Below are 26,921 nucleotides of genomic sequence, written 5' to 3'. Positions count from 1 at the left end.
CGGGGCAGCCGGGCTATGAGCGCGGGGCAGCCGGGGCGTTGGCGGCCATCGACTGCGCGAACTGGGCGAGGAACCCGTCCGGCATGGTGGGCAGCAGACCGCCCCGGGCCGCGATGGCCGGCTCGAGTCGCTGCCAGGCCGCGGTGACCAGGTCGATCGCCCGGCGGCCCGCGTCGCCCACCAGACGGCCGTCGCGTTTGCGGACCTCGCCGGCGACCAGCACGGTGTCGACGTCCGCGGCGCGGGCGTTGAGCACGTACCCGGCCAGCGGGTCGGTCATCGGCGTCTGGTGCAGGCCGTCGTGCCGGACCAGGAGCACGTCCGCCTGCTTGCCCACCTCCAGGGAGCCGATCCGGTCGGCGAGTCCCAGCGCGGCGGCGCCGCCGAGGGTGGCCGCGTGCAGCACGTCCGCCAGGCCCGCCGGCCGCCCGGCCATGGCGCCGGCGATCGTGCCGTCCTGCTCGTGGGCCTCGGTGAGGCGCAGGGCCAGGCGCATCGTGCGGAATGGGTCGGCCGGGTTGTTGGTCTGGATGTCGGTGCCCAGGCCGACGGTCACGCCGAGGCGGCGGGCCCGGTTCCAGGCCGGGTGGCCCATGCCCATCTGCGACTCGGTCTCCGGGGTGGAGGCGAGCGCCGCCCCGGCTTCGGCCAGCGACCGTAGTTCGTCGTCGCTCGCCTGGTTGGCGTGTGAGAAGAGCTGGCGGGGGCCGAGCAGGCGGGCGTCGCCGAGCCAGGTGAGGTCGGGCGGCATGTCGGCGAGTGAGCGGGAGTGCTGGGTGAGGAGCAGGCCGTTCTCGGCGGCGAACCGGAACTCGGCGACGGTCTGTTCCCAGGGGACCGAGCCGGTGTCATTGGCGGCCACACCGATCTCGACCAGCGGGTTCGGCGGGCGCAGGGTCAGTAGGTGGTCGCGGGTGGCCGGGTCGCCGAGTCCGTAGGCCCAGACCGCGCGGATGCCGGACTCCCCCACCGCGCGCAGTGCCTCGGCGGCGTGTTCGGGCGTGACGGCGGCGTGGTCGTGGTCGATGGTGGTGGTGATGCCCGCGTCGAGTGCGGCCACCGCCCCGGCGTAGCTGCCGGCGAAGACGTCGTCGGGGGTGTGCGCCGCCCGGTGGTGCAGCAGCACGCCCCACAGGAAGTCGACGATCGACCACTCGGCGGTCACGCCCCGTAGCGTCGTCTCCCAGAGGTGGTGGTGGGTGTCGACGAAGCCGGGTGCGACGAACATGCCACGGGCGTCGATCACCGGACCGTCGCCGGCGGGCAGGCCCGTGCCGGCGGCGGCGATGCGGTCTCCCTGGATGAGCAGGTCCATGCGGCGGAAGGTCGCGCCGGACAGGACGAGACCGCCCTTGATCAGGGTCATCGGTACTCCAATGTTAGAGGCTTACACATCGACAATATGGGAGAATGTGAGAGGCTGCAACATCGAATACGAGGAGTGACCGTGAAGCGTGCGGGCTACCACCACGGCGACCTGCGCAACGCGCTGCTGGAGGCGACGATCGCGCTGGTCCGCGAACGCGGCGCCCGGGGCTTCAGCGTCTCCGAGGCGGCCCGCCGCGCCGGGGTGTCGATCACCGCGCCCTACCGGCACTTCGCCGACCGGGAGGCGATGCTCGCGGCGGTCGCGCTGCGCGGCTTCACCGAGCTGGAGGAGGCGTTCACCGAGCGCACCGAGGAGGACCCGGTGGAACGCCTGGTCGCCGTCGCCGACGCGTACGTGGCGTTCGCCCGCGCCGACCCGGCCCGCTTCGAGGTGATGTTCGCGTCCGGCGTCGACAAGGACGACCATCCGGACGTGCTCGCGCAGGCGTACCGCGTCCAGCAGATGCTCCTGGACGCGGTGGGCGGCCTGGCGCCGGGCGACCGGGAGCGGCGGGCCGCCGAGTTCTGGTCGATCGCGCACGGGGTGGCGGCGCTGGCGACCGAGGACCGGCTGCGCTACCTGACCACCGACGTCGGAACGCTTGCCGGCACCACGGTCCGGGCGTGGAGCGCGGGTCTGCGATGACCTTTCTGATCATCGGGGGCAGCGGGCTCCTCGGCCGGGAGCTGGTGCGGCAGCGCGGCGGCCGGGCGACGACCGCGACCGACAGCCGCAGCCTCGACATCCGCCGCCGCGACGACGTGTTCGCGTTGTTCGAACGGCTGCGGCCGGCGGTGGCCGTCAACGCCGCGTACCGGCAGGACGACTGGGCGATCACCGCCGACGGCGCCGCGACCGTCGCCGCAGCGGCGGCCCGCACCGGGACCCGGCTCGTCCACGTCTCCAGCGATGCGATCTTCGGTGGGCGCCCGGAGCCCTACGACGAGGACAGCCTGCCCGGCCCGACGAGCGCGTACGGTGCCGCCAAGGCGGCCGCCGAGACCGCCGTCCGCGGACTCACCCCGGACGCGGTGATCGCCCGCACCTCGCTGATCATCGGGGACGGGGACTCGCCGCAGGAGCGCCTCGTCCACGCGCTGGCCACCGGCGTGCGCGACGGCGCCCTGTTCACCGACGACATCCGCTGCCCGGTGCACGTCACCGACCTGGCCGCCGCGATCCTCGAACTGGCCGCCGACCCGGGACGCCACGGCGTACACCACCTGGCCGGCCCGGACGCGATCAGCCGCCACCGGCTGGGCGTGCTGGTGGCCCGCCGGGACGGCCTGGACGAGACCCGGCTGCGCCCGGCGCTGCGGGCGGAGACGGCCCTGCCCGGCGGCCGGGAGGTCCGCCTCGACAGCACCCGGACCACCGCCGGGCTGCGCACCCGCCTGCGCGGTCCCGGCGAGTTCCTAATCCTCAACGCGGGCCCGCCGGAGCCGATCGTCAGGGGGTGAGGTCCGACGGCCCGGGAGAACTGCTCTACGACAGCGACCGCACCCATGTCACCCGGATCCGCGCGGCGGACGGCACGTGGGTGGTCCGCAAACAGCCGCTGGGGCCGGGTGCCGCCGAGCGCCTGCGCACCGAACGCGACATCCTGGGACGCCTGGCCGGTGTTCCGGGGACGCCCCGGCTCGCCGACGTGGAGGCGGAGGACGGCGAACTGCTCCTGGTGGCGATTCCCGGGCGTACCCTCGCCGAGATCCCCTCCCCCTGGGCCGCCGGGCCGCTGATCAAGCTGGCGCACCGCCTGGCCCTGGTCCTGGCCGGCGTGCACCGGCACGGGGTGATCCACCGGGACGTGAGCCCGGCGAACATCCTGATCCCGGCCGACGAGGGGCACGAGCCGGTGCTGCTCGACTACGAGCTGGCCACCACCGCGGTCCAGGACGGTGCGGCGGCCGAGCGGATCGAGCTGGCCGGGACGCTGCCCTACCTGGCGCCGGAGCAGACCGGGCGGACCGGACGGCCGGTCGACCACCGGGCCGACCTGTACGCCCTCGGCGCCACCCTGTACGAGCTGGCCACCGGCGCTCCGCCGTTCGGCCGGGACCGCGATCCGCTCAGCCTCACCCATGATCATCTGGCCCGGGTGCCGGATCCGCCGTCCGAGGTGCACCCGCAGGTCCCGGCCGCACTGTCCGAGATCATCCTGCGGTTGCTGAGCAAGGAGCCGGGCCGGCGCTACCAGAGCGGTGAGGGCCTGGCCCACGACCTGGCGGTGCTGCGGGACCGGTACGCCCGGGGCGTCCCCGGCGTGTTCCCGCTCGGCGAACGGGACTTCCCGCTGCGGCTGCCCCCACCGGCCCGCCTGATCGGCCGGGCCGAACCGCTGGCCGCGCTGAACGGCCTGCTCAGCGAGGCGGTCTCCGGGCACAGCGTGCTGGCGGTGGTGACCGGCCCGCCCGGGGTGGGCAAGACCGCCCTGGTCGACCGGCTGCGACCGGCCGTGGCGCGGGCCGGCGGCCGGTTCGTGGCGGGCAAGTTCGCCCAGTTCGGTCACGACATCGGCGGGGACGCCATCCGGGAGGCGTTCGACCTGCTCGGCAACCAGCTGCTCGCCGAACCGGACGAGGTGGTCGCGGTCCTGCGGGAACGTCTGCAGGAGGCGGTCGGCGCGGACAGCGGCCTGGTCGGCATGATGATGCCACCGTTCCGGGCGCTGCTCGGGGTGGAGCCGTCCGAACCGGCCGGCGAGGATCCGCGGTCGGTCTTCGCCCGGCTGCGCCGGGCCGCGCTGACCCTGCTGCGGACCCTGGCGAGCAGCGACAGCCCGGTGGTCTTCTTCCTCGACGACCTGCAGTGGGCGTCGCCGGGGGCGTTCCGGTTCCTCGACGACGTGCTCGACGCCGACCTGCCCGGCCTGCTGGTGCTCGGCGCGTACCGGGAGGAGGAGGTCGACGAGACGCATCCGCTCTCCGCGATCCTGGCCCGGATGCGGCGCGAACGCGGCGACAGCCGGGAGGTGCGGCTGGCCAATCTCGGTCACGCCGAACTGGCCGCACTGATCGCGGCGATGCTGCGGATGCCGGAGTCCGACGCCGCGCCGCTGGCGTCACTGCTGGCGATGCGGACCGGCGGGAACCCGTTCGACACGATGGAACTGCTCAACGCGCTGCGCCGGCAGGGTGCCCTGGTGCCCGCGGGGGCCGGCTGGTCCTGGGACGACGACACGGTGCGCCGCTTCGTCGGGCACGGCGACGTGGTGGATCTGCTGGGCGCCCGGATCGAGGCGCTGCCGGCGCCGACCCGCGACCTGGTCGAGGTGATGTCGTGCCTGGGCGGCGAGGTGGACCTGAACCTGCTCCGGGTCGCCGGCGGGCTGCCCCGGGAACGGGTGACGGCGCTGCTGCTGCCGGCGGTGGCGGACGGTCTGCTGGTCCGCGACGCGACCGTGGTGCGGTTCCGGCACGACCGGGTGCAGCAGGCGGCGTACGGGCGGCTGGACGATCAGGCGCGCGCCGAGCGGGGGCTCGCACTGGCGCGCCGGCTCGCGGCGGATCCCCGGCACGCGGCCGCGGCGGCGCCACAGTATCTTGCGGCCGCTGAGCTTCTCCGCGTACCCGGAAAGGCTCTGCCCGGAGAGCGGGTGGCCGCAGCCGATCTCCTGCGGCGGGCCTCGGCCGCCGCCCGGCTGGTCGCGAACCAGGCGGGGGCCGAGCTTCATCTCGCGGCCGCGCTGCGTCTGCTGACGACAACCGATGCGGGGTACGCGGAAACGACCGCCGAGTGGCATGCGGCGCTGTGCGCGCTCGGCCGGTTCGACGACGCCGACCGGGTGTTCGGCGAGATCATGGCCACCGGCGGGGAGCCGGTGTGGCTGGCCGGCCCGGTCGCCGAGCAGGTCGGCGCCCTGAGCAGCAGGCTGCGGATGGCCGAGGCCCTGGACCTGGGCCGGGACATGCTCGCCCGGCTCGGCGTCGACGTGCCGGACCGGGCCGCGATGGGCCCGCGCATCGGTGCCGGGATGGCCGCCTTCCACCGCTGGCTCGACACCGCGGGCGACGGCGCGGACCTTCCGGAGGTCACCGATCCGGCCCTGCTCGCGCCCGCCCATCTGATCAACAGGATGCTCGCGGCGGCGTTCTACTCCGACAAGCAGACCCTGGCCTGGCTGGTGGTCGAGGCTGCCGCGCTGTGGACCGGGCACGGGGTCTGCGCGCCGCTGACCGGCACACTCGGCAACCTCGGCGTGGCGATCATCGCGGCCGGGGGCGACCGGCGCGACGCCTACCGGGCCATGCGGCACGTGCTGGCGGTGGGCGACGCACACGGATACGAGCCGCAGACCTCACAGGTGAGGTTCCTGCACTCCCTCGGCGTCGTGCACTGGTTCGAGCCGCTGGAGAACTCCATCCGGCTGGCCCACGAGGCCCGCGACGGCCTGCTGCGCGGCGGTGACCTGCGCAACGCGCTGTACACCTACTTCGCGGCGCTGCCGCAGCTGCTCGACCGGGCACCCGACCTGGCCACGGTGGACCGGGAGCGCCGGGACGCCGAGGCGTTCGCCGAACGGGTCGGCGCGAGCGGCGCCACCTCGATGTTCCAGAGCATCGGCCGCCTGATCCGGGCCCTGCACGGCGAGACCTCACCGCCCGGCACCCTCGGCGAGGGCGAGGACGGCTTCCTCGCCGGATTCGCCACCGACACTCCGGGGCAGACGTTCCACGCGATCATCCGGGCGCTGTCCGCCGCGATCTTCGGCGACGACGACACCCTGATCCGGGACAGCGATCAGGGCGTACGGGGTCTGCCGTCGATCCCCGGCAGCTACCCGAACACCCAGGCCCACGTGGTGGGGGTGCTCGGCGCCGCGGCCCGGGCCCGGCGGAGCACCGGCGCCGAGCGGGAGGCAGCGCTGGCCGAGGTGGACCGGTGCCGCGACTTCCTGGCCGCCCGGGCCGCCGACCAGCCGGCCAACTTCCGGCACCTGCAGCACTTCGCCGAGGCGACCCGGGCCGCCGCGCACGGCGACTACGCGGCCGCGGCGCTCGCCTACGACGCGGCGATCGTGGACGCCGGCGGGCGCTCCTGGCACGGTCCGCTGATCACCGAGCGGGCGGCGCTGTTCCACCTGGCGTACGGGCTGGAACACGTCGGCACCCGGCTGATCGCCGAAGCCTGCCAGGGGTACGCGGCGTGGGGCGCGACCGGCAAGGTGCAGCAGCTCAAACGGGAGCACCCGGTGCTCGCCACGGCACTGTCCGGGGCGTGGACACCGCGCGCCGCGACCCAGGGCCGCGCTCACAGCCTGACCCTGTCCAGCGAGGTCATCGACCTGATGGCGGTGCTGGACGCGGCCCGGGCGCTGAGTTCGGAGACCTCCCTGGAACGGCTGCGGGTCCGGGTGCAGCACGTGCTCAGCCAGCTGACCGGCGCCACCGCCGTCCACATGATCGTGCGTGACGACCGCGGCGACGGCTGGATCCTGCCCGGCGAGGGCACCGCACCCACCGCCGAGCAGCTGCCGCTGACCGTGGTCCGCTACGCCGAACGCACCGGCGAGCCGATGCTGGTCGAGGACGTGACCCTGGACGACCGGGTGAGCCGCGACCCGTACCTGGCCGGACTGGACCACTGCTCGCTGCTCGCGGTGCCGGTGCTGGGCCACGGGCAGCCGCGGGCCATGCTGCTGCTGGAGAACCGGCTGAACCGGCGGGCGTTCTCCACCGGGCGGCTCAACGCGGTCGAGCTGATCGCCGGGCAGCTCACCGTGTCGCTGGAGAACGCCCAGGTGTACGCGTCGCTGGAACGCAAGGTGGCGGAACGCACCGAGGAACTGGGCGAGGCGAACCGGCAGCTCGAGCTGCTGACCGTCACCGACCCGCTGACCGGCCTGCCGAACCGGCGCAAACTGACCGCGTTCCTCGCCGACGAGTGGCTGCGCTCGCAACGGTCCGGCGCCCCGATCGGCGTCGCGATGATCGACATCGACCACTTCAAGAAGTACAACGACCACTACGGGCACCAGGGCGGCGACGAGTGCCTGCGGACCGTCGCCGAGGCGCTGCGCGGCAGCGTGCGCGGCACCGACCTGGTGGCCCGCTACGGCGGCGAGGAGTTCTGCATCGTGATGCCCGGTGCCGGGCCGGTCAACGCGCTGCTCGTGGCGGAACGCGCCTGCCGGACGGTGGCCGCCCTGCGCGAGCCGCACACCCTCGCCGACGAGGGTTTCGTCACGGTCAGCGTCGGCGTCACCGCCGGCACGCCGACCGTGCACACCGGCCCGGAACAGCTCACCAAACTCGCCGACGAGGCGCTGTACGAGGCGAAGCGGGCCGGGCGCAACCGGGTGGTGAGCGGATGAACCTGCGCCTGTCGTCGTCGGCCGGCGTCAAGCTGCGCCGCACCCGGCAGTTGATGATCGCGCTGCTGGTCATCACCCTCGCCCTGCTCTCCGGGTACTCGCTGCTCGACAGCCGGCAGCACGGCCGGATCGTGCGGGACATCGTCGAACTGGGCGCGGAGGTATCGGCGTACGAGCAGGCGGTGTATCTGTCGGCGTGGGAGATGATGCTGATCGAGGCCACCGTGAACGACCCGAACGGGCCGGAACGCCGGCAGCTGCTCGGGGTGGACGCTCAGACGTACCAGGCGACCCTGCGTATCTCGGCGAGCGACGTCGAGGACCAGGACCGGCTGGACACCGCGGCCATCGCCCAGCGCCAGGTCAACATCCGGCAGAGCATCTTCTACTTCCTGACCCTGCTGGACCGCGGGCAGACCGCCGCCGCCCGGGAGAACCTCGAGACGGTGATCGAACCGGCCTACCAGCACAACATGAACCGTCTCATCGCGCTGCGCGACACCCACCAGGCCCGGTACGACGACCACCAGCTCACCGCCCAGCAGGACTCCGAGCGCCTGCTCTGGGGCAGCATGATCAGTTTCGGGCTGAGCATGGTGGTGATCGCGTTGTTCGCCTGGTCCACCCGCACCCACCGGCTGCAGGTGGAACGGATGGCCGCCACCGACACGCTCACCGGCCTGCCGAACCGGGCCGCGTTCACCGCCCGTACCCAGCGGGCCCTGACCGCCCCGGACGTCCCCGGCGACTCCGGCGGCCTCACCGTGCTCACCGTCAACATCGACGGGTTCCGGCACGTCAACGACCAGCTCGGGCCGCACATCGGCGACCGGCTGCTGGCCGAGGCCGGATGGCGGCTGGCCGATGCGGTCCGCGACACCGACATGGTCGCCCGGCTCGGCGGCGACGAGTTCGCCATCCTGCTGCACGGCATGGCCCCGGAGACCGCGGAGACCGTCGCCGACCGGCTCCGCGAGGCCTTCGACCAGCCGTTCCAGCTCGACGACATCACCCTCGACCTGGAGATCAGCATCGGTGCGGCGACCGCCGTGGACGGCGACGACGTGGCCACCCTGCTCGGGCACGCGGACAGCGCCATGCACGACGCGAAGGAACAGCACGAGGGGTTCCGCCGGTTCACCCCGAGCACCGCGCAGGACACCACCGCCCGGCTCGGCCTGCTCGGCGACCTGCGCCGCGGGCTGGCCGACGACGAGCAGCTCACCCTGCACTACCAGGCCAAGATCCGGCTCAGCGACGGCACGCTGGCCGGGGTGGAGTCGCTGGCCCGCTGGCAGCACCCCACCCGCGGTCCGGTCTCCCCCGGCGAGTTCATCCCGGTCCTGGAGACGACCAGCCTGATCCACCGGTTCACCGACCGGGTGCTGGTCCTCGCGCTGCGCCAGGCCCGGGACTGGCTGGACGCCGGGCACCGGGTGCCGGTCGCGGTCAACGTGTCCACCCGCAGCCTGCTCGACGAGTCGTTCCCGCCCCGGCTGGCCGCCCTGCTGAAATCCGTCGGGGTGCCGGGCGAGCTGCTCTGCATCGAGATCACCGAGCACACCGTGATGTCCGACCCGACGACCACCATCGACGCGCTGAACCGGCTCCGCGAACTGGGGGTGAAGGCGTCGATCGACGACTTCGGCACCGGGTACTCGTCCCTGTCGTACCTGAAACTCCTGCCCGTCGACGAACTGAAGATCGACCGGTCGTTCGTGGCCGACATGGTCACCGACAGCAGCAGTCACGCCCTGGTCGCCTCGGCGGTCGACCTGGCCCACAACCTGGGGCTGGCCGTGGTCGCCGAGGGGGTGGAGGATCCGGCGACCGCCGCCGCCCTCGCCGAGCTGGGCTGCGACACCGCCCAGGGCTACCACTTCGCCCGGCCGGTGCCCGCCGCCGACCTGACCCGGCGTTTCCTGGACCGTACGCCTGACGCGCTGTCCCTGTCCGTGCCTCCCGGGCCGGCGCGGCCGTAGGCTCGAAGGGTGACGTCCCCCGTCGTCCGCGTCCACCGGTCCGACGTCGAGACCACCGACATCGCCGGTGCGCACGAACTGCTCAGCCGCGCCTACGTGGACCACGAGCCCCGGCTGCGGCCGGTCCGCGCCGGATTCCGGTTCCGGTCCAGCGTCGCGGCGGCCGGGCGGCTCACCACCGAACGTCTGCGCTACCGGGGCGCGGTGGAGGCGTCCGCGGCACCGTTCGACTCGGTCACCACCACGGTGGTCCGCTCCGGGTGGTTCAGCGTGGACGACGGCGACCAGCACCGGTTCGGCGCCTCAGACGCGTTCCTGGTGCCGCTGGGCGCGCCGCTGCTGGTCTGCTGGGACACCGTCGACCTGCAGAACATCCGGTTCCCCCTGGACGCGGTGGCCCGGCTCGCACCCCGGCTCGGGGTCGACGCCGCGGACTTCCGCTTCGACGGCCCCGCACCGGTGTCACCGGCGATGCGGCGCCACTGGGTGACCACGGTCGCCTACGCGGTGCAGGCGTTCACCGGCCCGAACCCCACGGTCCAGAACCCTCTGGTGTACGCGAGCCTGCTGAACCTGATCGCGTCGGCGGCGGTGACGGTCTTCCCGAACACCACGATGCGGGTCGCCTACACGCCCGGCCCCGGACGTGTCCCGCCGGTGGCGGTACGGCGGGCGATGACGTACATCGAAGCGCACGCCGCCGATCCGATCACCGTGGAGGACGTGGCGGTCGCGGCCCGGATCGGGGTGCGCGGGCTGCAGGCCGCGTTCGCCCGGCACGGTGACGTGACGCCGACCGCCTACCTGCGCCGGGTCCGGCTGGAGAGCGCCCACCGGGAACTTCAGGCCGCTGATCGGGTACGCGGTGACACGGTGGCCGCCATCGCGGCCCGGTGGGGGTTCGGTTCGCCGGGGCGGTTCTCGGTCGCCTATCGCGCGGCGTTCGGCCGGTCGCCGAACCGGACCCTGCGCACCTGAAAACCTCCGTTGTCACGATATTTCCCGATACAGTGAGGCAATGCCTCATCGCTGTTCCGTTGCGCTGCTGGCCACGGCCGCCGTCCTCGGCATGGCCGGATCCCCGGCGGCCGCCGTGCCCGCCCCGCCGCCCCTGCTGCAGGGTTGGCTCGTCACGGGGAGCGACCCCGCCCGCTGTCTGACCGGCGGCCCGAACGGCGACGTCCTGATCACCACGCCGTGCGACCCGGACGACAAGCACCAGGAGTTCTTCCAGGCCAGCGACGGCACCATCACCAACTTCAAGCACTGCTTCGAACCCTCCGGATCCGAGGACGGCTCCGCCGGGCCGCGAATCGTGGTGGCGAAGTGCACCTTCACCGACGACCAGGACTGGTGGTTCAACACCACCCTGCGGCTCGGGCGCAACGGTGACTGCCTGACCGAGGTCGCCGTGAAGAACGGCAAGGGCGAGATCCGGCTGCGGCCGTGCACCGGCGCCGACAACCAGAAGTGGCAGGCCCGCGCGTCCGGGTGATCCCCTCGTGGTCTCCACTCGCTGATCATCGGATCGACTGGAGCACATGCGGTTGTGCGCGTCCACGCGGTGACACTAGGTTGAGAGCAGCCAACTGCGGCGACGCGAGGGAAACCGGTGAGAACCCGGTGCGGTCGCGCCACTGTGACCGGACCTGATCATGGGTCCGGGAGCCAGGGAGCTCGTCCGCCGCAGCCCCACGAGCGGGACGCGTCATCCCGCAGGAGGTTGTGATCTCTCATGTCCGATGTTCAGTCCGTTCAGCCCACCAGCACCCCGGTCGTCTCCCCGCAGCTGATCGCCGCGGCGACCGGCGTGGTCGCGGTCATGCTGCTGCTCGCCTACCTGGTCGCCTTCGACCAGGGTGCCCTCTCCCAGGGTGGGATGTATCTCCACGAGCTGATGCACGACGGCCGCCACCTGCTGGGTGTCCCGTGCCACTGACCACCACCCCCGCACGTCCCGGCACGCCGTCCGACGCCGCCCCGGTCACCCGGGGCTTCGGTTCGCTGCTCCTGCGCGGGCTGCTGGCCGGACTGATCGCCGGCCTGCTGGCCGGCGCGTTCGCGTTCACGTTCGGCGAGACACACGTCGACGCGGCCATCGCCATCGAGGAGGCCGCAGCGGCCGCTTCCACTCCGGACGCCGGTGCGGCCGTCGATGCGGCCGTCGCCGAGGAGGAGCCGCTGGTCAGCCGCGAGGGCCAGAAGGCGGGCCTGGTCCTGGCCACCTCGCTGTACGGCATCGCCGTCGGCGGCATCCTGGCCACGGCGTACGCACTGCTGCGCCGCCGCCTGCGCACCCCGAACGACAGCCGGGCCGCCCTGTCCCTGGCCGGCGCCGCCCTGCTCGGCGCCGTGGTCGTCCCGTTCCTGAAATACCCGCCCAACCCGCCGGCCGTCGGCGACCCGTCCACGATCGACCAGCGCACCTGGAGCTACCTGGCCGCCCTGGTCCTGGGCCTGATCGCCGTCTGGGCCGCCGTCATCGCCGCCCGCACCCAGCACACCGAGTGGCGCCGTGCCGCCGCCGGCGCGGCCGCTTTCCTGGTGGTGGTGACCGTCGCCTACCTGATGCTCCCCAGCATCGACGAGGTGCCCACGACGTTCCCGCCGAGCCTGCTCTGGAACTTCCGGATCACCTCGCTGGGCGTCCAGACGGTGCTGTGGACGGTGTTGGGCCTGGCCTTCGCCGCCCTGGTAGCCCCGGCCCGTCCTGCTCCCGCTGCCGCTGCGGCCGCACCTTCCGCCGCGGCGTAATAGGCCACACCGCCCCGTTACCCGCACTGACACCACGGCCGGGACCCTCGGGTCCCGGCCGTGGTGGTTCCATGCAGGTGACCGCGACCGGTTACCGGACCGTGTCAGGAACCGGCGAGCAGCCGTCCGCGGAGCCCGCTGCGGCAAGGGCCTCGCCGAAGAGCCTTCCGGCGAGTTCCAGGCAGCGCATCCGGGCAGGAGAGAAGCCGTAAGGCATCTTGGTGATCGCCGTGGCGGCACTCATCAACTTCGCGCTCTCCTCCCCTGTCCGGTCGGCGTCGTGGACCTCGAAGATCTTCTCCTCGTCCGCGTCGAGACCAGCTGCCTCGATGGCCTGATTCAGGGCCATCTGGTGAGCGCATCGCTGCACGGCGAGCTCTTCGACGCGCGGGTCGTCGGGTTCGACGCCGTCGTCGAGAGCAGCCTCCGCCGCCTCACGACGGTCCTCCTCGGCCCGCAGGTCGGGGTGGGTGGCCAGCACGACGAACGTGCCGGCCTGGATGACGGCGCCCAGCGGCCCGAAGATCCGTTCGGTGACCAGCAGGGCGTCCAGATCGGAGGGGCGCAAGGCACCCGGAGGCAGGTGCCTGAGCCGGTCCGTGACCGGTTCGGAGAGCAGTCCCAGCGGGCTGCCCACCGCCTGCAGGCGCTGGACAGCCGCGCGCCGACGTTTGACGGCGGCCTCCTGCGCCGCCAAGGTCTCCTCCAGCCTGCTCAGAACCGACTCGATGTCCGGGGCCTGGTCCAGGGCCTGGTCTCCGGCTTCGCCGAAGGCCGCCCGCATGTCGTCCAGGCTGATACCGGCATCCGCCATCCTGCGGATCCACAGCAGGCGGATCATGTCGCCATAGCCGTAGCGGCGACGGCCGTCCCCGCCGCGCTCGGGCTCCGGCAGCAGACCGATCTGGTGGTAGTGGCGGATGGCGCGTGGGGTGATCCCGGCGAACGCAGCGGCATCACCGATCTTGACCTGCCGGGGAGGCGTGAGGGAGTGGTACATCGCAGACGGAGCCTTTCGTGCTGTGGTGTCCCGACCCCACCACATGCCGCTACGGCATGTGCAACAACACTGTCCCGGTGTCACCGGAATCAGGCACCCACTGCCGCCGGCACCGATCAAGAACGACGAACCGTCCGGGAACGCAGAGTGACCATCACCGTCCACGGCCACCCCGGAGACGAAACCCCACCGCCGACAACGGCTCGGCCGGGCGGTTCCCGGCGGGTCAGGTACGGCGGGTGTCGTCCAGGCGTACCGCGTCCAGGGGTGGGGCGCCGTCAGCCGTGTCGGCGGCCACCGCGGCGGCCTTCAGGGCGTCGGCGCGGTCCAGGCTGGTGCGCAGCGTGATCGACGGGAGCAGCACGGCCGCGACGATGCCGAGGACGGCCACCCCCGCCGACACCGCGAAGATCAGGCCCGTGGCGTCACCGTACGCGGTGGCGGCCGGCACCCCCGCAGCGGTTCCGTCGGCGACCTGACGGGCCAGGACCGCGCCCAGGACGGCGACGCCGATCGTGCCGCCCAGTGAGCGGAAGAACGCCACCGTGGCGCTGGCGGCGCCGATGTCGGTGAGGGCCACCGTGTTCTGGACGACGAGGACGAAGTTCTGCATGGTCATGCCGACCCCGGCGCCGATGGCGACCATGGCGACACTGATCAGCCAGAGCGGCGTGGTCGCGGTCACGAAGCCGAGGATGACGAAGCCGGCGGTCAGCGAGACCGCGCCGGTGATCAGGTACGGCTTGAGCCGGCCGGACCGGCTGATCATGCGGCCGGCCACCAGGGAGGCGACCAGGATGCCGGCCATCATCGGGATGGTCAGCAGGCCCGCCTCGGTGGGGGTGTGACCCCGGCTGATCTGGAAGTACTGGCTGAGGAAGACGGCCGCGCCGTACATGGCGGTGCCGGCGGCGAGACTGCCGAGGATCGCCAGGGCGGTGGTGCGCTGCCGCAGGATGTGCGGGGGGACGACCGGCTCGGGCACCCGGGTCTCCACCCAGGTGGCGAGGCCCAGCAGGAGCAGGGTGCCGCCGACCATCGCCGCGGTCTGCCAGGACGCCCACGGCCAGGCGTCGCCGACGAACGACACCCAGATCAGCAGCAGGCTGACCCCGCCGGTGATCAGCGTGGCGCCCCAGTAATCGATCTTCACGTTGTCGCGGCGGGTCACCGGCAGGCGCAGCGTGAGTTGCAGCATCACCAGGGCGAGCAGCGCGAACGGCACCCCGATGAAGAAGCACCACCGCCAGCCGAGCCAGGACGTGTCCACGATGAAGCCGCCCAGCAGCGGACCGCCGATCGTGGAGACCGAGGTGACGCTGGAGAGGTAGCCGCTGTATTTCCCGCGTTCCCGGGGCGGGATCATCGCGGCGATGGCGATCTGCACCAACGCCTGCAGGCCGCCGACGCCGATGCCCTGGACGGCGCGGGCGGCGATCAGTTGCTCGGCGTTCTGGGCCAGGCCGGACGCGACCGATCCGGCCAGGAAGACCACGGTGGCGACCTGGATCAGGACCTTCTTGCTGATCAGGTCGGCGAGTTTGCCCCAGATCGGGGTGGCGGCGGTGGCGGCGAGCAGGGTCGCGGTCACCACCCAGGTGTACTGGGTGGCCGAGCCGTGCAGGTCGTGCAGCATCCGGGGCAGCGCGGTGGAGACCACCGTGCTGGCCAGCGTGGACACGAACAGGGCGAGCAGCAGACCGGTCAGTGCGCGCAGGACTCGGCGGTCGGCGCTCATGCGGTGTTCTCCGGGTGCGACGAAGGGTGCGACGAAGGGTGCGACGAAGAGTGGGACGAAGAGTGGGACGAAGGGTCAGGCGAAACGGGTGACGCGGGGTCGGACGGGACGGGCGGGAGCGGGACGGTCAGCAGCAGGATGGTCCCGTCGCCGGAGACGGCGAGCATGTCGTCGCCGGTGACGGCCAGCCCGGCGAACGGGCGGGGCACGCCGGGCAGGCGCCCGACGAACAGCGCGGGTGCGGTCCGGTCCGGCGGGCTGATCGGCAGGTCATCGGCGATGACCCGCAGCGGCGGGCCGAGGGCGACGACACGGCGTTTCCCGGTTTCGGCGACGAGCAGTTCGCCTCGGTGCACGACGAGACCCTGCGGACGGTCCAGGCCCTCGGCGACGATCACCGGCGGCCCCTCGCCGACACGGTCGACGGTCGCTGACGGGCCCTCGCCGAGGCGGTAGACGACACCGCGTTCCTCGTCGCTGACGTAGAGGACGTCGTCGCCGTCCACGGCCAGACCGGCCGGCCGGCCGAGTCCGTCGGCGAGCACGGTGACCGTGTCGTCGCCGGGACCGATCGCCAGGACGCGGCCCGCGTCGCTCTCCGCGACCACGATCGCGCCGTCCGATCGTACGATCACATCGGTCGGCCTCTGGAGACCGGCCGCGCGGGAACGCACCTGGCCGGACCCGCGCTCGATGGTGTTGACGTGCCCGAACTGGGACGTGACGTGGAGCAGGTCGCCGTCGGCGGTGATCGCGTGGGCGAACGACGTCAGCGTGCCGTCGACCCGGTAGTGGTCGGCGACGTGCAGCGTCCCGTCCGGACCGGCCGCGATGCCGAACGGCCCGGCCAGCCCGCTCGGCACGACCGCGCGGGTCCGGACCTCCGGGGTGACCTCGTGGATGCCACCGCCGGCGTAGCTGGAGACGAACATCCGGTTGTCCTCGTCGAACGCGGCGTTGTCCATCCCGGCGATACCGGTGACGGACACGTGCCGGCGGTCGCCGTCGAGGCGGGTGAGGGTGCCGGCGGCGTCCCGGGAGAGCACGAACAGCGTGCCGCCGCGGTCGAAGCGCACCGCCACCGGCTGGTGCACGTCCGCCGCGACCAGTTCGGGCTCACCGCCCGCGGGTCCGATCCGGAACACCTCGCCGGTGAGCATGTGCGGGTAGTAGAGGTGGCCGTCCGGGCCGGTCTGCATCGCGTTGCCCATCGCGAGCGAACTCGTCAGGACGCGCGGCTCGCCGCCGCCGGGGAACAGTTCCAGCAGGCGGCCGCCGGGGACATCTCGTTGACGAACAGGCGGTCACCGACGCAGGTGATCCCGTTCGGCGCGGACAGTCCCTCGGCGACCAGGGTGAACACGCCGGCCGGGTCGCGGCGCCAGACGCGGCCGGGGACGAGGTCGGTGACGTACATCGAGCCGTCCGCGCCGAACGCGAGATCGTCCGGCGCCTGGATCGGACCGGTGGAGTCGACCACCGTCTGCACGTCGCCGGTCCGCAGGTCGACCGCGCTGATCCGGCCGGCCAGGAACTCGGCGACGTGCAGGCGACCGTCGGGGCCGAAGGCGACCCCGTTCGCGCCGCGCAGCGGGCTGTGTCCGGTCAGGCGTTCCACAGCACCTCGTCCATGCCGCCCTCGGTACGCCACCGGCGCAGCAGTTCGTGGAAGACGACCGGCCCGGGACCGTAGGAGTGGCTCACCGGCCGGGGACGGCCCTCGTTGTTGTAGTAGCCCGGGGTGCACTCGGCCTGGAACGTGAAGGTGTCCGGCGCGGTCTCGCGGATCGTGGCCACCCAGGACTCCTCGGCCTCCGCGGTCGGCTCGACGCGCTGGACACCCCGCTTGCCGGCCTCGGCGACGACGGCGGCGATGTGTCCCGCCTGCTCCTGCAGCACGTGGACGAAGTTGACCGACGCGGCGTTCTGCATCGATCCGAGGTGGAACAGGTTGGGGAAGCCGTGACTGTAGAAGCCGTGCAGGGTACGCGGTCCCTTCGCCCAGTGGTGCAGCAGCGGCAGGCCGTCGCGCCCGTACACCGGGAGGGTGCCGGAGACGACGCCGGAGACGCCCACCTCGAAGCCGGTGGCGAAGATGACGCAGTCGACCGGGTAGGCGGTCTCCCCGACGACGACCTCGTTCTCGGTCATCCGGGTGATGCCGCCGACGTCGGCGGTGTCGACCAGGGTCACGTCGGGCCGGTTGAACGTCTGCAGGTAGAGGTCGCTGAACCCGGGACGCTTGCACATGTAGCGGTACCACGGTTTGAGCAGTTCGGCGGTGGCCGGGTCGTCGACGACGGTCGCCACCCGGGCGCGGATCTCGTCCATCTTGACGGCGTCGGCCTCTTCCAGCTCCTCGTCGCTGAGGCCGCTGCCGGTGCCGACCAGGAAGGTGCGCTGCAGGGCGGGCGTGCTGGTCCAGCCGTCGCCGACCATGTCCTGGTCGGTCTCGGCGCCGGTGACCACGGCGAGGAAGTTGTCCATCCGCTTCTGCTGCCAGCCCGGTTCCAGGTTCGCCGCCCACTCCGGGTCGATCGGGCGGTTGTCCCGGACGTCGACCGAGGTGGGGGTGCGCTGGAAGACGTAGAGGTGTTCGGCGGTCCCGGCGATCTGCGGGATGACCTGGATGCCGGTGGCGCCGGTGCCGACCACGCCGACACGCTTGCCGGCCAGGTCGTAGCCGGAGTCCCAGCGGCTGGTGTGGAAGGTGTGCCCGCGGAACGACTCGATGCCCGGGATGCCGGGGAGTTTCGGCTGGGTGAGCGTGCCGGAGGAGACGATCACCCAGCGGGCGCGCATCACGTCGCCGCGGTCGGTGCGCACGGTCCACTCGGCCGCTTCGTCGTCCCAGCGCAGCTCGGTGACCCGGGTCTGGAAGACGGCGTCGTCGTAGAGGCCGAAGTGCTCGGCGATGGCGACCGCGTGCTGCCGGATCTCCTCGCCGGGGGCGTAGCGCCACTTCGGGACGTAGCCGACCTCCTCCAGCAGCGGCATGTAGACGGTCGACTCGATGTCGCAGTGGATGCCGGGGTAGCGGTTCCAGTACCAGGTGCCGCCGAAGTCGCCGGCCTCGTCGAGCATCCGGATGCTGCCGACGCCGGCCTGCCGGAGCCGGGCGCCGGTGAGCAGGCCGCCGAAGCCGCCGCCGATCACGAGGGCCTCGACGCGGTCGGTGAGCGGTTCCCGCTCGGTCCGGGGCGTGTACGGGTCGGTCGCGTAGTAGCCGAATTCGCCGGTGGTCCGCTGGTACTGCGTCGCGCCGTCGGGGCGGATGCGGCGGTCGCGTTCCGCCTTGTACTTGGAACGCAGCGCTTGGAGATCCAACGTCGTACCTTTCTGAGCGGTACCGGGGGTTTCGTCCGTAGCTAAGCGTCGGGCCAATTTTAAGTCAAGTGACTGGCTGGTGGTGTCCGTCGATGGCAGCGCGGTCAGCTGCAGGTCTGTCGCCGCGCTGTGGGAACACTCACTCGGAGCAGTCGATCATGAAAAATCAGTCACTTGACTGAAAGTCGTGACAGGAGTTGACTCGACGGCGAAGAACGGCACCAATCCACCCGAAACGGCCGCGGCACACGGCCCTGTTCGAGGAGGTAATCCGCCCGATGGTGAACGACACCGCTCCCCCCTTCTTCCCCATGGAGCGAGCGGCCGCCTGCCCGTTCGACCCACCACCCGCACTGCACGACCTTCAGGACCAGGCGCCACTGACCCGGGTACGACTGTGGGACGGCTCCACCCCGTGGCTGGTCACCCGGCACGCCGAACAGCGCACCCTGCTCGCCGACCAGCGGCTCAGCGCCGCCATCGACAGCCCCGGCTACCCGCTGCCCGGCCCGGCCCGGCCCCGCGACAGCAAAGGCGGCGGCAGCATCGGCTTCATCCTGATGGACGACCCCGAACACGCCCGGCTGCGCCGCATGGTCACCGCCCCGTTCGCCATCAAACGGGTCGAGGCGCTGCGCCCCGCGATCCAGAAGATCGTCGACGACCTGATCGACGAGATGCTCGCCGGACCACGCCCGGTCGACCTCGTCGAGGCGTTCGCCCTTCCGGTCCCGTCCCTGGTCATCTGCGCACTGCTCGGCGTCCCGTACACCGACCACGACCTGTTCCAGGGCCACAGCCGCAACCTGATCAGCCGGTCCGTCCCGATCGAGGAACGCAGCGCCTCCTTCACGGCACTGCACGACTACCTGGACGACCTGATCGGCAGCAAACTCGACCACCCGGACGACGGCCTGCTCTCCCAACTCGCCGAACGGGTCCGCGGCGGCGAACTGAAACGCTCCGACGCCGCCGGGATCGGCGTGCTGCTGCTGGTCGCCGGCCACGAGACCACCGCCAACATGATCGCGCTCGGCACCCTGGCGCTGCTCGAACACCCGGACCAGCTCGCCCTGCTCCGCGACTCCGACGACCCGAAACTGGTCGCGTCCGCGGTCGAGGAACTCCTGCGGTACCTCAACATCACCCACACCGGGCGCCGCCGGGCCGCCCTCGAGGACATCGACATCGCCGGCGTCACCATCCGGGCCGGCGAGGGCGTCATCATGGCCAACGACATCGGCAACCGCGACCCGTCGATGTTCGACGCGCCGGACGACCTCGACCTGACCCGGGACGCCCGGCGGCACGTCGCCTTCGGATTCGGCGTCCACCAGTGCCTCGGCCAGCCGCTGGCCCGGCTGGAGCTGCAGGTCGTCTACAGCACCCTCTACCGCCGCATCCCCACGCTGCGCCGCGCCACCGAGCTCGACGCGATCCCGTTCAAACACGACGGCGCCGTCTACGGCGTCTACGAACTCCCGGTGAGCTGGTGAAACCATGAAGATCACACTCGATCAGGACAAGTGCGTCGCCTCCGGCCAGTGCGTGATGGCCGCCCCCGACGTGTTCGACCAGCGCGACGAGGACGGGATCGCCGTGCTGCTCACGTCCACCCCCGGCGACACCGACGCGGACGACGTGCACCACGCGGCGGCGGTCTGCCCGGCGGTCGCCATCCGCGTCCAGGACTGACGCTGGTCACTGGTCACTGACCAGTGGTCGCGGGCCGCGGGCCGGCAGTGGCGCATACCTTCTGGGTGCGGCTGCCGGCCCGCGGCCTGATCCTCTTCCGGGTACGCGTGAGCCGGGCGTCACCTCGAAGCCGGTCAGTGCGGCCGCCTACCGCCCGGCCGGGCGTCACCTCGAAGCCGGTCAGTGCGGCCGCCTACCGCCCAGCCGGGCTCGCCTTCCTGACGGGCGTGCTCGGTGATCCCGCCCTCGCCGGCGGTCAGGGCTGGTGGGCGGCCTGCAACGCGGCCAGCCCTTCAGGGGTGCCGATCAGCTCACGGGAGTCCGGGACGTCGCGGTAGTGGGCGGCGGTGAAGGCCAGGAACTCCGGGGTGATGTGGAGCGAACGGCCCGGGAAGGTGAACGGCTTGTCCAGAAACAGGCGACGATGGCCTGGTATCCGTACACGTCCGGCGAGGCCGGGACCACGAAACGACCCTGCTCGATCGACCAGGCGGCCGGGCGGCGGCGGGCACTCCGCGTCAGGAAGAACCAGGTACCGGCCGGCAACGCGAAGCTCACGACCATGACGCCCAGGAACGCGATGAGGGACAGGTCGGCCGAGGGAGCCGCAAGGTGTACTGCATCAGGACGAACTTGCTGAACACCACGAGACCGAAGGTCAGAAGGCCGTGGGCAGAGCGGTCAGACGTGCTGCGCGGGGTGACACCGGGACAGCGTAGTTGATCATGGAGTCGCTACGGTGGGGGCGTGGCGGACAGTGAAAAGCAAGGATGCACGCTGACGGTGTGCCGGGACTGCTGCTGCGGCAGCCTGACCAAACATCCCGGGGTGGACCACGCGGCCCAGATCGAACGGCTGCGGGAGGCGTTACCGGCCGGCCATCGGGTCCGGACCAGCCTGTGCCTCGACGTGTGCGCCCAGTCGAACGTGCTGGTGGTGCACCCGGCGCCGGAAGCCCGGCGACGGGGCGCGCGGCCGGTATGGTTCGGCCTGGTCCTCGACGACACGGTGCTGGGCGACATCGTCGACTGGGTGCGTGACGGCGGGCCGGGAAGGGCGGCGCTGCCGGACATCCTGGAGCTCTCCGTGATCCCGGCACCCCGCCCCGGCCGACCCGAAAAACTCTGACCCGCCGACAGTCGCCGGCCGAGAGGGCCCGAGCTTGTCCCCCAGGCCGTACGCCGCCGAGAATCCGGGGCCGGAGCTGGACCCCGCCGCACAGGCCAACAGCCGACAGCCAGGCCGTCCTTGCCGTCGTCGAGGGCTTAGTAGCGCGGCCCGAACAGCCATGGACGACGGCCCCGCAAGTCCAGCCGTCGGCAATGGTTCCTCCGGACACCGGAAACGGCCCTGGATGACGGCTGGAGGATTCGAGCCGCCGTTGAGGGCGGCGTATTCGTTGCGGGTCCGGTCGACGGCTGTGGTCCATTCGGGAGCTGACAGCGACCTTGGCGACGGCTGGAGTGCGTGGGAGGGCAGTAGAGAAGATCAGGGGCCAGGGTGACTACTTCGGTAGGGATTCCGCAAATGGCGACGGGACGGGATGAAATATGGGGAGAAGATCCGAATTTCGGGGACCGGGTGGCTGACTGATTACTGCCGATCGATTGAGGGAATCGGGATGGGATGAGCAACCGGGCCTACGCGCTCATGTCGGCACTCATCGCCGTGACGTTCACTGTGTTCGGGGTTCTGGTGCTGGGCCTCTCCTGGCCGGTGTCCCTGCTCATCGGCGGCCTTCCCCCCGCCGCCCACGGCTTGGCCGTCCTGGCGCGGCCGGAAGCACCGAACCCACGGCCGGAAGCACCGGACCCACGGTCGGAAGCACCGAACCCCCGGCCGGAGAAAGCGGAACCGCCGCCGAGAGCGTCGAGCCGCACCCCGGGACCACGGAGTGGGCCACACCGCAGCGGTGACCCCGCCGGGCACCCGCCTCCCGGCGAGCGCCCGATAGGTTAGTGCCACCGCGGGAGCCCGCCTTGCTCGTACCTCTAAGAAAGCGGCAACCGGGGCACGCTGGCCAGCAACCGCTGGGTGTAAGGGTGCGACGGCCGGCCCAGGACCGCCGCGGTCTCGCCCTGCTCGACCAGCCTGCCGCTCTCCAGGACCGCCGTCCAGGCGCAGAGTTCCGCGACCACCCCGAGGTCGTGCGAGACCAGCATGATCGTCAGGCCGTGCGATGAGCAGAGGGACGCCAGCAGGTCGACGATGCGCACGCGGGTGGTCAGGTCCAGGGCGCTGACCGGCTCGTCGGCGAGGAGCAGGCGCGGGTTGCCGACGATGGCGCGGGCGATGGCGATGCGCTGCCGCTGGCCGCCGGAGAATTCGTGCGGGTAGCGGCCGGCGGTGTCGGCGGGCAGGCCGACCGCGTCGAGGGCGGCCGTCACCTTCGCCGGGTCGGCGCCGAGGCCGAGGCCGCGCAGGGGTTCCGCAACGATGCGGCCGATGCGGTGGCGGGGGTCGAGGGACGAGTACGGGTCCTGGAAGACGGCTTGGACGGCGCGGCGGAACGGGCGTCCGACGGTCAGCGGTGCGCCGTCGAAGCGGATCACGCCGGTGGTGGGGCGGGCCAGGCCGAGGAGCAGGCGCAGCAGGGTGCTCTTGCCTGCGCCGGATTCGCCGACCAGGGCGAGGTTGCGGCCGGCCTGGATGTCCAGGGAGATGTCGGTGAGGATGGGCGCGCCGCGGCGGTACCCGAAACCGACGCCGTCTGCGGAGAGGATCATCGGCGGGTCCGTTCCAGAGCCTCGTCGAAGCGGCGGGCGCTCGCGACGAGCGTGCGGGTGTAGTCGTGGGCCGGGTTCTCGACGAGGGCGGCGATCGGACCGGATTCCACGATCCTGCCGGCGCGCAGCACGTGGCTGTCGCGGACGATGCGGGCGGCCACCGGCAGGTCGTGGGTGATGAACAGCAGCGACGTGCCGTGGGTGGCGACGATCCGGTCGAGCAGGTCGAGGATCTCCGCCTGCACGGTCACGTCGAGTGCCGTCGTCGGCTCGTCGGCGATGATCAGTTTCGGGCGGCAGGCGAGGGCCATCGCGATGGCGACGCGTTGCCGCTGGCCGCCGGAGAGCTGGTGCGGATAGGACCGGGCGATCCGCTCCGTGTCGGTGAGCAGCACCTCGTCCAGTGCGGCGTGCACGCCGTCGCGCAGGGCGGTGCCGCGCAGTCCCCGGAAGCGGCGCAGCGGCAGGGCGATCTGCTTGCCGGCGGTCATCAGCGGGTCGAGCGCGGTCAGCGGTTCCTGGAAGACGGTCGCCGCCACACTTCCCCGGCCCCGCGGTTTGCGGAGCATGTCGGCGCCGTCGAGGCGGATCTCGCCGGTGGCGGTGATGCCGCGGGGCAGCAGGCCGATCACGGCGAGGGCGGTCAGCGACTTGCCGGATCCGGATTCGCCGAGCAGGCCGACCCGGTCGCCCGGCGCCACCGTGAAGGAGACGTCGTCCACCAAGACCCGGCCGCCGGGGGCGCGGACGGTCAGGCCGTCCACGGTGAGGAGACTCATCTGCGTAGCCCGTCCGCCGTGAGGTTGATGCCTATGACCAGGATGACCAGGGCGATCCCGGGGGCGAGCGCGGCCACCGGCGCGGTCAGGACGCTCGCCTGCGCCTCGAAGAGCATCCGCCCCCAGGACGCGTTCGGCGGTGGTGTGCCCAGCCCCAGATACGACAGGCTCGCCTCGGCGAGCACCGCCAGGCCGGCCTGCAGCGCCAGGTTGACCAGGACGACCGGCCCGATGTTCGGCAGCACGTGGCTGGCCACGATCCGCGGCCAGGACACTCCGGCGACCCGGGCCGCGGTGATGTAGTCGCGGGACAGCACCTGCTTGACCAGCACCCGGGTGAGCCGGGCCACGATCGCCGCCATGGCCAGCCCGATCGCCAGGATCGCCGTGCCCAGGGAGGCGCCCGCACCGGCGACCAGCAGCATCGCCAGCAGCAGGGTGGGGAACGCGATCAGGATGTCCAGCACCACGGCGACGGTGTCGTCGAGCCAGCGGGTGGCGAACCCGGCGAGCAGGCCGGCGCTGACGCCGAGCACGCCGCCGACCGCGACCGCACCGAGCGCGGTGCCGAGGGCGACCCGGCCGCCGATCAGCAGTTGGGTGAGCAGGTCCCGGCCCAGTTTGTCGGTGCCGAGGAGGTGGTCGCCGCCGGGTGGGGCGAGGCGCCCGCCGGAGGTGTCGTCCGGGGAGAACGGCAGGTGCAGGTACGAGACGAGCACCGCCCCCGTGACCACCAGCACGAGTGTCAGCCCGATGCCGAGGTGCAACGACCGGCGGCTCACGACGCGGCCCGCTGCCGCAGCCGGGGGTCGACGAGCCGCTGGACGACGTCCCCGGCGAACCCGACGAGCAGGACCGTCGCGGTGCTGACCAGCATCACGCCCTGGATGACCGGGTAGTCGTGCTGGCTGATCCCCTTGGTGAGCATCCCGCCGAGTCCGGGCAGCGCGAACACGCTCTCGACCACGACCGCGCCGAGGAAGGTGGTGGCGAGTTCCATGGCCAGGACGGCGATCACCGGGACGGAGGCGTTGCGCAGGCCGTGCCGCCGGAACGCCTCGACCGGGGATTCGCCGAGCGCCCGTGCGGTGCGCAGGTAGTCGGCGTCGAGGACGTCCAGGGTGGCGGCTCGTACGTACCGGATGAGGGAGGCCGACATGACCAGCGCGACGGTGACCACCGGCAGGATCAGTGCCTCGATCGCGAGGTCCGGTGACGCCCAGCCGTCCGGGGGGAAGCCACCGGCCGGGAGCACCTGGAGTCGTAACGCGAAGGTGGTGATCAGCAGCAGGCCGACCCAGAACGCCGGCACCGCGATGCCGAACTGGGCGACCGCGTTGATCACCGGGCCGTACCAGCGGTCGGCGCGGGCCGCGGCGAACACCCCGACCGGGACCGCGACCAGTACCGCGAGCACGAAGGCGGCGAGGGTCAGCGGCACGGTGACCGGCAGCCGCGCGGCGATCTCGGGGCCGACCGGGAGGGTGCTGATCAGGGACTGTCCGAGGTCCAGGGTGGCGACGTCTGCCAGCCAGGTGAGGAACTGGGTGGGCAGTGGGGTGTCCGTGCCGAGCGCCTGCCGGGCGGCCTCGATCTGCTCGGCGGTCGCGCCGACCGGGAGCAGGGCGTTGGCCGGGTCGCCCGGCAGGAGGCGGAGCAGCACGAACAGCGCCACCGCCGCGAGGACGAGCGATCCGATGAGGATCGCCGTCCGTCGCAGCAGGTACGGGATCATCAGCTCTTGGTGATCCCGTAGGCGAAGAACTGGGCGTTGAGCCCGTTGACCGGGTAGCCCTGGAGTTTCGACGAGGCGACCACGATCTGCGGGTAGAGGTAGAGCCAGTCGCTGGCCGCCTCCGCCGCGATGATCTTGTTGGCCTGCTTGAGCAGGGCGGTCTGCTCGTCAGTCGTCGTGGCCTGTTCGGCCGCTTCGATCAGCTGGGTGACCTGGGTGTTGCTGTAGCCCCAGTAGAAGTCCGGGTTGCCGTACCAGACGACGTCGCGGTCGTTGACGTGCTCCTGGAGCGTCGCCTGGAAGTTCCGCTCCTTGTAGACCTTGGTGTACCACTCGTCGGACGTGATCGTGTTGATCGTGACGGTCACGCCGATCTTGGCGAGTTCGGTCTTGATGAACGTGGCCGCGGTCGGGTGCGGGTCGTAGTTCGGGGTGTCCAGCGTGAACGCGAAACCGTTCGGGAACCCGGCCTCGGTGAGAAGAGCCTTCGCCGCATCCACGTTGTAGGCGTTGACGGCGGTCAGATCCTCGTACCACGGGTCGCTCGGCGGGACCATCGAGCCGATCGCGGTGCCGTACTCGCCCCAGATCGAGGTGCGCAGCTTCTCGTCGTCGATCGCCTGGCTCAGCGCCTGGCGCACCTTCACGTTGTTGAAGGGCTCGACCTTGTCGTTGTACGCCAGCAGCAGCTTGGTGGTCGACTGGCCGTTGTTCACCGTGTACGCCGCATTGCCGGTGAACTGGGCCAGCGCGTCCGGGCTCTGCTCGCTGGTGACCACGTCGACCGCATTGGTGAGCAGCGCGTTGTTCAGCGCCGTCGCGTCGGTGAAGTAGTGGAACACCACACCGGCGTTCTTCGCGGCCGTACCCCAGTAGCTGTCCGAGCGGGTCAGCGTGAGCGTCGAGCCCCGCTTCCACTCGCCCAGTTTGTAGGGACCGGTGCCGTCGGCGGCCGTGGTCCGGTCGGTGGCCGCGGAGTTCACGATCCAGATGTAGCTGAGGTTGTAGACGAACGAGATCGACCGCGCGCCGAGCGTCACCACGACCGTGGCGTCGTCCGGGGTGGCGATCTCCTTGATCTCCGGCAGGCTGCTCTTGCGGGCCGACTTGGAGTTCTCCGCGGTCACGGCTTCGATGCTGGCCTTGACGTCGGCCGAGGTCAGCGCCTTGCCGGAGTGGAACTTCACGTTCGGCTGGAGGGTGAAGGTGTAGGTCAGGCCGTCGGCGCTGACCGTGTTCTCCTTGGCGAGCAGCGGCTCGACCTTGCCGCTGTCGGTGAGCGTGAACAGGCCCTCGTACACGTTGCCGTTGAGCGCCTCGGTCACGCCCTGGCCGCCGCCGGCGGTGTTGTCCAGGTTCTGCGGCTCGTACAGCGAACCGATCTGGATGATCGCGTCGGCGCCGGACGTGGAAGCGGCGGAATCGGAGGAGTCGCCGCAGGCCGCCAGGGTGCCGAGGGCGGTGACCGCCGCCAGCGCGCGAATCAGGGTCCTTCTCTGCATG

23 protein-coding genes and 1 riboswitch are annotated in these 26,921 nt (G+C 71.8%); of the genes, 12 read left to right on the top strand and 11 right to left on the bottom strand.

Translation table 11 applies throughout. The features are described from left to right. Positions 1 to 13: 13 nt before the first annotated feature. Entirely contained in the window at positions 14 to 1,366 is a 1,353-nt protein-coding gene (locus WH85_RS11480; RefSeq protein WP_052720326.1) for an amidohydrolase family protein, read from the bottom strand. An 81-nt stretch (positions 1,367 to 1,447) separates the two neighbouring features. Here WH85_RS11480 and WH85_RS11475 point away from each other — a divergent pair, with 81 nt between their 5' ends. The 8 genes from WH85_RS11475 (at position 1,448) to WH85_RS11440 (ending at position 12,418) form a co-directional block, all read left to right on the top strand. Then, the gene (locus WH85_RS11475; RefSeq protein ID WP_169792434.1) at positions 1,448 to 2,014 is read left to right on the top strand and encodes a TetR/AcrR family transcriptional regulator; all 567 of its coding nucleotides are present in this window, start codon (positions 1,448 to 1,450) and stop codon (positions 2,012 to 2,014) included. Beyond that, positions 2,011 to 2,829 carry a sugar nucleotide-binding protein gene (locus tag WH85_RS11470; RefSeq protein ID WP_045741833.1) on the top strand — a complete coding sequence of 273 codons (819 nt, stop codon included), beginning with the start codon at positions 2,011 to 2,013 and terminating at the stop codon, positions 2,827 to 2,829. The genes WH85_RS11475 and WH85_RS11470 overlap by 4 nt, the downstream gene beginning before the upstream one ends. After that, positions 2,826 to 7,682 (top strand): diguanylate cyclase, encoded by a 4,857-nt coding sequence (locus WH85_RS11465; protein WP_045741764.1) that lies wholly within the window; start codon positions 2,826 to 2,828, stop codon positions 7,680 to 7,682. The genes WH85_RS11470 and WH85_RS11465 overlap by 4 nt, the downstream gene beginning before the upstream one ends. Then, positions 7,679 to 9,664 carry a putative bifunctional diguanylate cyclase/phosphodiesterase gene (locus WH85_RS11460; RefSeq protein WP_052720324.1) on the top strand — a complete coding sequence of 662 codons (1,986 nt, stop codon included), beginning with the start codon at positions 7,679 to 7,681 and terminating at the stop codon, positions 9,662 to 9,664. Before WH85_RS11465 ends, WH85_RS11460 begins: the two co-directional genes overlap by 4 nt. A 9-nt stretch (positions 9,665 to 9,673) precedes the next feature. Continuing rightward, a complete protein-coding gene (locus WH85_RS46905; protein ID WP_052720323.1) occupies positions 9,674 to 10,642 on the top strand; it encodes an AraC family transcriptional regulator in 969 nt (322 codons plus the stop codon). A 40-nt stretch (positions 10,643 to 10,682) separates the two neighbouring features. Further along, positions 10,683 to 11,159: an RICIN domain-containing protein gene (locus WH85_RS11450; RefSeq protein WP_045741763.1), complete on the top strand. Its 477-nt coding sequence runs from the start codon at positions 10,683 to 10,685 to the stop codon at positions 11,157 to 11,159. A 107-nt stretch (positions 11,160 to 11,266) separates the two neighbouring features. Continuing rightward, a riboswitch (cobalamin riboswitch) is annotated at positions 11,267 to 11,342 on the top strand. Positions 11,343 to 11,399: 57 nt separating this feature from the next. Then, complete coding sequence (locus WH85_RS11445; RefSeq protein ID WP_045741762.1) at positions 11,400 to 11,603, top strand: CbtB domain-containing protein; 204 nt, start codon at positions 11,400 to 11,402, stop codon at positions 11,601 to 11,603. Continuing rightward, complete coding sequence (locus tag WH85_RS11440; RefSeq protein ID WP_245673901.1) at positions 11,594 to 12,418, top strand: CbtA family protein; 825 nt, start codon at positions 11,594 to 11,596, stop codon at positions 12,416 to 12,418. The genes WH85_RS11445 and WH85_RS11440 overlap by 10 nt, the downstream gene beginning before the upstream one ends. A 91-nt stretch (positions 12,419 to 12,509) precedes the next feature. Here WH85_RS11440 and WH85_RS11435 read toward each other — a convergent pair whose 3' ends face one another. The 5 genes from WH85_RS11435 to WH85_RS11420 form a co-directional block, all read right to left on the bottom strand. Next, positions 12,510 to 13,418: a MerR family DNA-binding transcriptional regulator gene (locus tag WH85_RS11435; protein WP_045741761.1), complete on the bottom strand. Its 909-nt coding sequence runs from the start codon at positions 13,416 to 13,418 to the stop codon at positions 12,510 to 12,512. Between the two features lie 226 nt (positions 13,419 to 13,644). After that, positions 13,645 to 15,156, bottom strand: coding sequence for an MDR family MFS transporter (locus WH85_RS11430; protein WP_045741760.1), 1,512 nt, complete (start codon positions 15,154 to 15,156; stop codon positions 13,645 to 13,647). Further along, positions 15,153 to 16,367: an NHL repeat-containing protein gene (locus tag WH85_RS11425; RefSeq protein ID WP_063775488.1), complete on the bottom strand. Its 1,215-nt coding sequence runs from the start codon at positions 16,365 to 16,367 to the stop codon at positions 15,153 to 15,155. Before WH85_RS11425 ends, WH85_RS11430 begins: the two co-directional genes overlap by 4 nt. A gap of 14 nt (positions 16,368 to 16,381) precedes the next feature. Continuing rightward, on the bottom strand, positions 16,382 to 16,774 hold the full coding sequence (locus tag WH85_RS52215; RefSeq protein WP_063775487.1) for an SMP-30/gluconolactonase/LRE family protein: 393 nt from the start codon (positions 16,772 to 16,774) through the stop codon (positions 16,382 to 16,384). Then, positions 16,762 to 18,483 carry a flavin-containing monooxygenase gene (locus tag WH85_RS11420; RefSeq protein WP_211275335.1) on the bottom strand — a complete coding sequence of 574 codons (1,722 nt, stop codon included), beginning with the start codon at positions 18,481 to 18,483 and terminating at the stop codon, positions 16,762 to 16,764. The genes WH85_RS52215 and WH85_RS11420 overlap by 13 nt, the downstream gene beginning before the upstream one ends. Before the next feature lie 311 nt (positions 18,484 to 18,794). On the opposite strand from WH85_RS11420, the gene WH85_RS11415 reads away from it, so the two are divergent. The 4 genes from WH85_RS11415 to WH85_RS11405 all read left to right on the top strand — a co-directional run bounded on the left by WH85_RS11415 (position 18,795) and on the right by WH85_RS11405 (position 21,306). After that, entirely contained in the window at positions 18,795 to 19,979 is a 1,185-nt protein-coding gene (locus WH85_RS11415) for a cytochrome P450 (RefSeq protein WP_211275334.1), read from the top strand. Between the two features lie 4 nt (positions 19,980 to 19,983). After that, the gene (locus tag WH85_RS11410) at positions 19,984 to 20,178 is read left to right on the top strand and encodes a ferredoxin (protein ID WP_045741757.1); all 195 of its coding nucleotides are present in this window, start codon (positions 19,984 to 19,986) and stop codon (positions 20,176 to 20,178) included. A gap of 137 nt (positions 20,179 to 20,315) precedes the next feature. Next, positions 20,316 to 20,516, top strand: coding sequence for a hypothetical protein (locus WH85_RS50285; RefSeq protein WP_157410935.1), 201 nt, complete (start codon positions 20,316 to 20,318; stop codon positions 20,514 to 20,516). 439 nt (positions 20,517 to 20,955) lie between these two features. Further along, positions 20,956 to 21,306 carry a hypothetical protein gene (locus tag WH85_RS11405; RefSeq protein ID WP_045741829.1) on the top strand — a complete coding sequence of 117 codons (351 nt, stop codon included), beginning with the start codon at positions 20,956 to 20,958 and terminating at the stop codon, positions 21,304 to 21,306. Between the two features lie 863 nt (positions 21,307 to 22,169). On the opposite strand, the gene WH85_RS11400 is transcribed toward WH85_RS11405, so the two are convergent. The 5 genes from WH85_RS11400 to WH85_RS11380 are packed head-to-tail and all read right to left on the bottom strand — an operon-like array spanning position 22,170 to position 26,920. After that, positions 22,170 to 22,904, bottom strand: coding sequence for an ABC transporter ATP-binding protein (locus tag WH85_RS11400; protein ID WP_045741756.1), 735 nt, complete (start codon positions 22,902 to 22,904; stop codon positions 22,170 to 22,172). Continuing rightward, on the bottom strand, positions 22,901 to 23,683 hold the full coding sequence (locus tag WH85_RS11395) for an ATP-binding cassette domain-containing protein (RefSeq protein ID WP_045741755.1): 783 nt from the start codon (positions 23,681 to 23,683) through the stop codon (positions 22,901 to 22,903). Before WH85_RS11395 ends, WH85_RS11400 begins: the two co-directional genes overlap by 4 nt. Then, positions 23,680 to 24,465 carry an ABC transporter permease gene (locus tag WH85_RS11390; RefSeq protein ID WP_045741754.1) on the bottom strand — a complete coding sequence of 262 codons (786 nt, stop codon included), beginning with the start codon at positions 24,463 to 24,465 and terminating at the stop codon, positions 23,680 to 23,682. The genes WH85_RS11395 and WH85_RS11390 overlap by 4 nt, the downstream gene beginning before the upstream one ends. Next, positions 24,462 to 25,418, bottom strand: coding sequence for an ABC transporter permease (locus tag WH85_RS11385; RefSeq protein WP_045741753.1), 957 nt, complete (start codon positions 25,416 to 25,418; stop codon positions 24,462 to 24,464). Before WH85_RS11385 ends, WH85_RS11390 begins: the two co-directional genes overlap by 4 nt. Beyond that, entirely contained in the window at positions 25,418 to 26,920 is a 1,503-nt protein-coding gene (locus WH85_RS11380; RefSeq protein ID WP_045741752.1) for an ABC transporter substrate-binding protein, read from the bottom strand. Before WH85_RS11380 ends, WH85_RS11385 begins: the two co-directional genes overlap by 1 nt. Between the last annotated feature and the right edge of the window lies 1 nt (position 26,921).

Origin of the sequence: Actinoplanes rectilineatus, from assembly GCF_000962825.1 — a bacterium.
Classification (GTDB): domain Bacteria; phylum Actinomycetota; class Actinomycetes; order Mycobacteriales; family Micromonosporaceae; genus Actinoplanes; species Actinoplanes rectilineatus.
Note: the sequence above shows the minus strand (reverse complement) of the source record. Positions and strands in the feature narration are given on the sequence as shown.